General features: G+C 61.5%; 7 protein-coding genes. All 7 read left to right on the top strand.

Annotated elements, in window-relative coordinates:
- Positions 1-112: 112 nt before the first annotated feature.
- The 7 genes from Q1L59_RS05610 (at position 113) to Q1L59_RS05580 (ending at position 6,564) form a co-directional block, all read left to right on the top strand.
- Positions 113-391 (top strand): DnaJ domain-containing protein, encoded by a 279-nt coding sequence (locus Q1L59_RS05610; protein ID WP_300329264.1) that lies wholly within the window; start codon positions 113-115, stop codon positions 389-391.
- Positions 388-921, top strand: coding sequence for a hypothetical protein (locus tag Q1L59_RS05605; RefSeq protein ID WP_300329261.1), 534 nt, complete (start codon positions 388-390; stop codon positions 919-921). The genes Q1L59_RS05610 and Q1L59_RS05605 overlap by 4 nt, the downstream gene beginning before the upstream one ends.
- Positions 922-924: 3 nt before the next feature.
- The gene (locus Q1L59_RS05600) at positions 925-1,659 is read left to right on the top strand and encodes a hypothetical protein (RefSeq protein ID WP_300329258.1); all 735 of its coding nucleotides are present in this window, start codon (positions 925-927) and stop codon (positions 1,657-1,659) included.
- Positions 1,660-1,693: 34 nt separating this feature from the next.
- Positions 1,694-2,935, top strand: coding sequence for a hypothetical protein (locus tag Q1L59_RS05595; RefSeq protein WP_300329253.1), 1,242 nt, complete (start codon positions 1,694-1,696; stop codon positions 2,933-2,935).
- Between the two features lie 22 nt (positions 2,936-2,957).
- Positions 2,958-4,199: an oligosaccharide flippase family protein gene (locus Q1L59_RS05590; protein WP_300329250.1), complete on the top strand. Its 1,242-nt coding sequence runs from the start codon at positions 2,958-2,960 to the stop codon at positions 4,197-4,199.
- Positions 4,200-4,268: 69 nt separating this feature from the next.
- Complete coding sequence (locus Q1L59_RS05585; protein ID WP_300329248.1) at positions 4,269-5,639, top strand: O-antigen polymerase; 1,371 nt, start codon at positions 4,269-4,271, stop codon at positions 5,637-5,639.
- A gap of 100 nt (positions 5,640-5,739) precedes the next feature.
- Positions 5,740-6,564, top strand: a complete 825-nt coding sequence (locus Q1L59_RS05580) for a glycosyltransferase (RefSeq protein ID WP_300329245.1) — start codon at positions 5,740-5,742, stop codon at positions 6,562-6,564.
- Positions 6,565-6,598: the final 34 nt, after the last annotated feature.

The following is a 6,598-nucleotide window of genomic DNA, read 5'->3' as shown; positions in this document are numbered from 1 at the left end:
CGCTTTCTACGCCACCGCAGAATTGTTCCCTTCCGCGCGACATCGGCGCCCGCTGCCCCGGGTGGCAGTGCTGAAACGAAAAATTCACAACCTCTGAGCGCTTGACGCGACCATGAAGGACTACTACGCCGTGCTCGGTATTGCCAGCGACGCGCCGCTCGCCGAAATCAGGCAGGCGTATCGCCGGAGTGCCCAGCAGTACCACCCCGACCGGAACCGTTCGCCGGAAGCCCCGGAGCGGTTTCGCGACGTCCAGGAGGCTTACGAAACCTTGTCCGATGTCCGTCGCCGGCATGATTACGACGAAAACCGTCGGCGCAATCTACTCGAGAAGCCGCTCGAAACGGCGCAGGAAATCTGGAATCACTATCTTGCAGGAGTGCTCTCTTGAAGCTGTCCCCTTTCTTCGCCGAGATGAAATCGGCTTACGAAGCCGAACTCGAGGATCTGAGCACCGATTCTGCCGGTAAGGACGTCCTCGACGAACGCCTGCGCACCAAGCGTGGCCAGCTCGCACAACTTCTGCCGATGCTAGAGGTCAGTCCGGAGATGGTCGCGGCTGCGTTTCATGGCGGCGTCTTCTTTACCCAACCGCAGGTGATCAGCGAACTGGTCGGGCGCGAGCCGCACACGCTGCCGTCCTGGACGGCAATCGGCGACGCCGTCCGGTTGACGCCGTGGGCCGAGAAACTCGCCGAAATCGTCCTGGGCGACGCGGCTGGCGACCGTTTCCTGGTCATCGCCGCGTGCCTCGAGTATCTGCACGGTCGCCCGGATTCGTCGTCGCAGGCGCTCACCGAGGAGAGCGCCGACGATGCCGATGGTGACGACGCCGGCGAAGACGGAGACCTGGCCGACGACGGCACCGACTGGCTGGCCGAGCAGGGTTTCGAACGGCGCGATCGTTTTTCAGGTGATTGAGCGATGAACCATCCAGTCGTTGTCAAAGCGGCCAGGCTGATACACGCGGGCGACATCGTTGGCGCCGAGACCGCGCTGGCTTCGCTCGTCGAAACCGACGGCGACCAGGCGTTGGTCGTCGCCATGGACGAGTTGCCGGCCAAGGATCTCCTGGCGGTACTGCGCGATTTTGACGCCTCGCGCGAATCGGTGGTCAACCTGCTGGTTTCGCCCGAACAGTTTGCTCGCGCAGTCGTTCTCGAGCGGCGCTACGGTGACGCCAGTCACGAGCGTTTGCACGGCATGATCAACTCGGTTGTTTTCCGCGCCGGTGGTGACCCGGGCGAGTTCATCGAGGCGATTGCCGCACTCGATGGCGGATGCGATGTGCTCGCCGATTACCTGAGCGATCGCCTGGAAAGCCTCGAACACTTCTTCCGGCACGGCACCTTCGACTTCTTCTCCGAGGGTGATGATGCCACGGTCGGCATGAGCGACGCCGAATGCCTGGACGCCTTGTCCGATCCCGAGATCAATCGCCCGTTTCTTGAGCACAGCGAAGTCAACGACCACGACTGGCTCGAGCTGAGCTGGACCTTGCGCTACGACCATCCCGAGGTTTTCCGGGACGTTCTGCTCATTCTGCGCGCGCGCAGCAATGCGGAGGCGCTGCGCCAGGGGAACGACGAAGGCGTCGCTCGCGGTGGCAGCGACCGACCCGCTTCGGCCGCCGAGGCGGAGGAAGAGTCGGCGCTCTGAGGCCAAAGTCGGCGAGATCGGGAAATTGTCCGGCATGTCAGGGAGCCAGGCGGAGGAAGACCGCCGCGTCGCCATTTTCGACGATCGGCCGTTTTTCGAACGGGCGCTCGTTTACGGTTGTCGCCATGGCATCATCGACGCCGAACGTCTGCAGCACATCCGGAACGACGCGCCGAAAGGGATGGTGCAGATTGCCGAGTATTTCGGGACGCAGTATCTGCGCGCCAACATCGAAGAAGCGCGCTCGCGGATGGTCAATCTGGTCAGCCTGTATCTCGAAGATCGCAGCGGCGGCGACCTGGCACGCGCCGCGCGTTCGCTGCGCGACAACAGCTTCCTCTCGCACTCGCGCGGCGGTTCCGAGATGCTCAAGCGGCTGTGGGCGATGCCCGAGGACAGCTCGCATGGTTTGTTGAGTCGGCAATCGCAGAAGGATTTTCTCGCCGTCTGGTCGCTGCGCACGCTGGCCGCGTATCGCGAGGGTCTTGCCCAGCGGCAGAAGTACCAGTCGACGATCTCGGCCGCCCTCTGGTTCGCCGAACAGCTTGGTGTCAGGCCGTCCGACCTGTCGACGATTGCTGCCGAATCGGTGATCCGCAGCGCACTGCTCGTCCGCCTTTCCGGCAGCAAGTTGAAGACGATGCCCAGCCTTGGCGAGTTTGCCAGCATGCTCGAAAACCTCCGTCGGAAAGGTCGACCCGCCAGTCGGCGAAGCGCTCTCGATGATCTCTGGCCGGATCTGCCACAGCCCCATCACGAGCCGGCCGAGCGCGAGTTGCGCAAATTTCTGGCAGAGAACCTGCCGTGTATCGTCGACGCGTCGCTTGCCCTGGGTAAGCTCGTTCGCGATCTCGAACCGCTGTACTTCCTGCGCGAGTTCGACGCCGCCGAGTCCGGTCAGTTGCTTGTTGCGGCCTCGCGCGAATGGCAACGGATGACCGCCGGCAAGACCGACGACAGCTCGCTACTGACCGTCTTCGTCTGTGTCGCCGCCGGGCTCCCCGGCAAGCCCGCTTTGACGCGCAGCGAGGCGCGCAAGCTGTTGCGCCAAGCGCGGCGCGACGGGCTGCAGCGCGAACCGGTGCTTGCCTTCATCCGCTCGTTCGCGCCCGATGCCATGCAGGACGATCTCGCTGCACTGTGGATCGAGTTCTTCCCGGAGGCGTCGAGCTATCTGCTCGACGCCTCCGACGACACACTGAGTGCCGCACTCGAGTTTCTCGACGAGAACTGCGTCCTCCACCCGGATCGACGGACGGCGGCGGCGCGCAAATGAACCATCTCGCGGGTAAAAGTTGATGCGCAACCGGACGGTCAATCTCGTGTCGCTGACCAGCATCCAGGTCTGCAATGCCTTGCTCCCGCTATTGATCTTTCCCTTCGCCCTGGCCGTCGTCGGTCAGCAACATTACTCGCAACTGGTGCTTGCCGAGGCGCTGGCCATCGCACTGCTCACCGTCGTTCTGTACAGCTTCGAGGTGGACGGCGTGGCGCAGGTCGTCGGCCTCGACGCGCACCGGGATCATGCCGAAATCTCTCGCGTCTTCAGCACGATCGCCTACCTGCGATTGGCGCTCTTTGCCGCCGCAGGTCTTCTGCTGACCGCTGGCGTCGTTGTCTTCGACCCTCAACTGGCAGCGCTCCTTGCTTGCTGGCTACTCGTACCCCTGAGTTACGCGCTGCAGCCGGGTTGGCTTTACCAGGGGCTGGAGCGAAATGCGCCGATTGCCGTGTGCACGGCAACGAGTCGGGTCGCAGCGGTTGGACTGGTCTTTGCGCTGGTGCGCGGTGAGGCGGACTACCTGCTCGTTCCGCTTCTCGTTGGTGGCGCGTATGTCGCCGGCTCGCTCGCCGCCATGTACCACGCGCGATCCGCCTTGGGCGTCCGCTTCGTCGCTGTACCCTACGCCCACCTGCGCGCCGCGCTCTGCTCGGGAAAGGAGATTTTCCTTGGCAACTTTGGCGTGCTCCTCTATCGTGACATGAACGTTGTCGTTCTCGGCGTACTCGGCACCTCGGCCGCGGCCGTCGCCAGCTATTCGCTCGCTGAGAAGATCGCGAAGAGCATTCAAGCAGCGATGCGCCCGCTGAACCAGCTCTTTTTTCCCCGCGCCTTGCACCTTGCCAGGTCGGCGAGCAAGCCCAGTCCGACCGTGTTGCGCCAGTTGCTGCGGCTGACCTGGCCGCAACTAGGCGCGCTTGCCGCTTTCCTGGCGACGGGTTTTGCCGCCTATGCCGCCGTTGGCGAGAATCTGCCGTGGCTGAACCGTATTCAGGATGTGCAGCGCGTCGTCTTGCTCGTCGGACTGATGTCGCTGGCGAGTTTTTTTGGAATTTCCAACTTCATGTTCGGCGTTGCCGGTTTGAACGCCATGCAGCAGCGCAGCTACCTCTTTCGGGCGATTCTCGCGACCGCCGCGTGCAGCCTCGCCGCGTGCTTCACACTCGGTTGGCTGCACGGCGAACTCGGCGCCGCGGTCAGTTTCGTCCTCGCCGAGCTGTGCCTCTTTGCCCTGATCGTGCGCAAGTACATCCTATGATTCGTTCGCGCCGCCCGCCAGGCTTCCCGCCCTACCCTCGCTGCTTCGGGTTCTGAGCGAGCAGCTACCGTGGAAGTCCTCGAAAAGCTGCTCGCCATCGTGTTTTCGCTGGCCATTCTCGGCCAAGCGATCGTCATTCGCCGTCTGGTCGGGACATGGTTGATTCCCGCGTGCATCTTCTCGCTTTTCTGGTTCGCCTACACCTTCGTTCCCCTCGTTGCCCTGTTCGTGGTGCCGATCGAGCCCTTGGCGATCGCCTACATACTCCTTGCGTGCACGCTCTTTTCGCTGACCGCACTCGGTCCCGACTGGCACGCGGCAATGCGTGTGCGACAGAACGCCGGCGCCCGATTCCGCTACGACACGCCTTTTCTGCGCCGCCTCTTCCATGCGACGACTGCCCTCGTTCTGCTTTGCCAGTTGGCCGACCTGCTGATCCAGGGCTTCTCGCCAATGGATGTCGTGCTCAATCCGCTGGGGACTGCGGCCGAGTACACCGCGCGCCGCTACGCGGAGGACCTGGAAAAGAACGTCTTTGCGCAACTCGGATTGCTCCTTGCCTATCCGGCGGCGACCATGGGTGGTCTGCGCTACGGCGCACGCGCCCAGGGCCAGCCCGGCTACCGGACTCTTCTCCTTGCCGTACTCCCCTCGTTGGCGATGATGCTGATTCAGGGCGCCAAAGGCACCGTCTTCCTGGCGGTCTTCATGATCTGGGGCGGCGTTCTCCTGACCCGGATCGAGCGCGGCGAGTTCACGCTGATTGACCAAGCCGGGATAAAGCGCCTGCTCTTCTATTGCCTGCTTGCCTTTCCGTTCCTGCTCGTTTCCTTTCTCTCGCGCATGCTCGACAGCCTGGACGGCGGGGCAGAGATTGTGCAGCAACTGGTGAGATACTTTGCCTCCTACACGTCTGCCCATCTCTACGCCTTTTCCGATTGGTTCTGCTATTGGACACTGGGCAACAGCGTGATGGAATATCAGCAGGACGAGGACGCTTACGGATTCTATACCTTCATGGCGCTTTTCAAGCTGGCCGGCAGTAGCAAAACCGTACCGATGGGCGTTTACGACGAGTACTTCGTCTATGCTGACCTTTTGCAGACCAACATCTATACCTTTTTCCGGGGTCTGATCCAGGACTTCAGTGTTGGTGGTGCACTGTGCCTGATCACTTGTAGCGGATTTCTGCTTCACTGGTCTTACTGGCGGTTGCTCGTTTGCGGAAAGCCTATCCTTTCAGCCGCCGTCTTCGTTTTCTCCGTCGCCTATTTCTATACTTCTTTCATTATCAGTTTGCTGATCTGGAACAACGTTTATGCCGGCTTCCTACTGCTTGCGCTCTTCCTGCGCCTTAATGACGAACGTTGCCGGCGCCGCGCACCTGCCGACAGCCCGGCGCCGGGAGCGGCACCACCGGCAGTTTGCAGTAAGCCCTAGCCTTGACATATAATTCGCGACCCCCTGCGCGGCGGCGCGAGCGAAGCCGGCGCGCGTCTGCTGCTGGCGAGTAGCCGAGGCAGCGTTTCCAGGAATTCCGGTGAAAATAGCTTACGTTTGTACCAACTACAACAACACGCACTACTCGCGCGAGGCGGTGCGCAGCTTGCTGCTCAACACCGGTCACTCATACGCGATAGTCATTGTGGACAACGCTTCGGCAGCGCCATCGATTGCCGAACTGCAAGCTTTGGCGGCCGATTTTCCCGACGTTCATCTGATCCTGAATCAGGACAATGTCGGGTATTTCCGCGGACTCAATCTTGGAATCGCACACCTGCGCCGTACACGACCGGATATCGAGTGGATGGTCGTCGGTAACAACGATCTCGAGTTTCCCGCCGATTTTGCCGATCGTCTGGAAAGCAACAGCGAGTGTTGGCGCAGGTTTCCGGTGGTTTGCCCCGATATCGTCACGCCGGCGGGCGAGCACCAGAACCCGCACGTGATCAGCGGAATCAGCCCGCTGCGCGAAGTATTTTATAGCCTCTATTATTCGAACTATTTCCTCGGCCTGCTGATTCATCGACTGGCCATGCGCTTTCGGTCTTTTTCCGACCGTTCTGACGAGAGTGAGTGGGAGATTCCCCGCCCGATTTATCAAGGGCATGGTTCGTGTTATCTGCTCGGCCCGGCTTTCTTCTCGCTGTTCGAAGAACTCTGGGCGCCAACTCTGCTGATGAGCGAGGAGTTCTTCCTGAGCAAGCAGCTTGCGGATGCGGGCCATCAGGCGTACTACGATCCGGCTATCCGGGTGATCCACCATTGGCACGGCGCCCTGAACGATTTGCCCAACAAGCGGCGCTGGGCACTAGCCAGGGACGCGCACCGCGAATACAGAAAGTATGTGAAGATTTTCGGTTAGCCAGCGATTGACGGCAATCGAGCATTTCGGAGTA

The organism is Accumulibacter sp., assembly GCF_029255125.1.
Classification (GTDB): Bacteria; Pseudomonadota; Gammaproteobacteria; order Burkholderiales; family Rhodocyclaceae; genus Accumulibacter.
The sequence above is the reverse complement of the archived record's forward strand: the minus strand, read 5'-3'. Positions and strand labels throughout refer to the sequence as shown.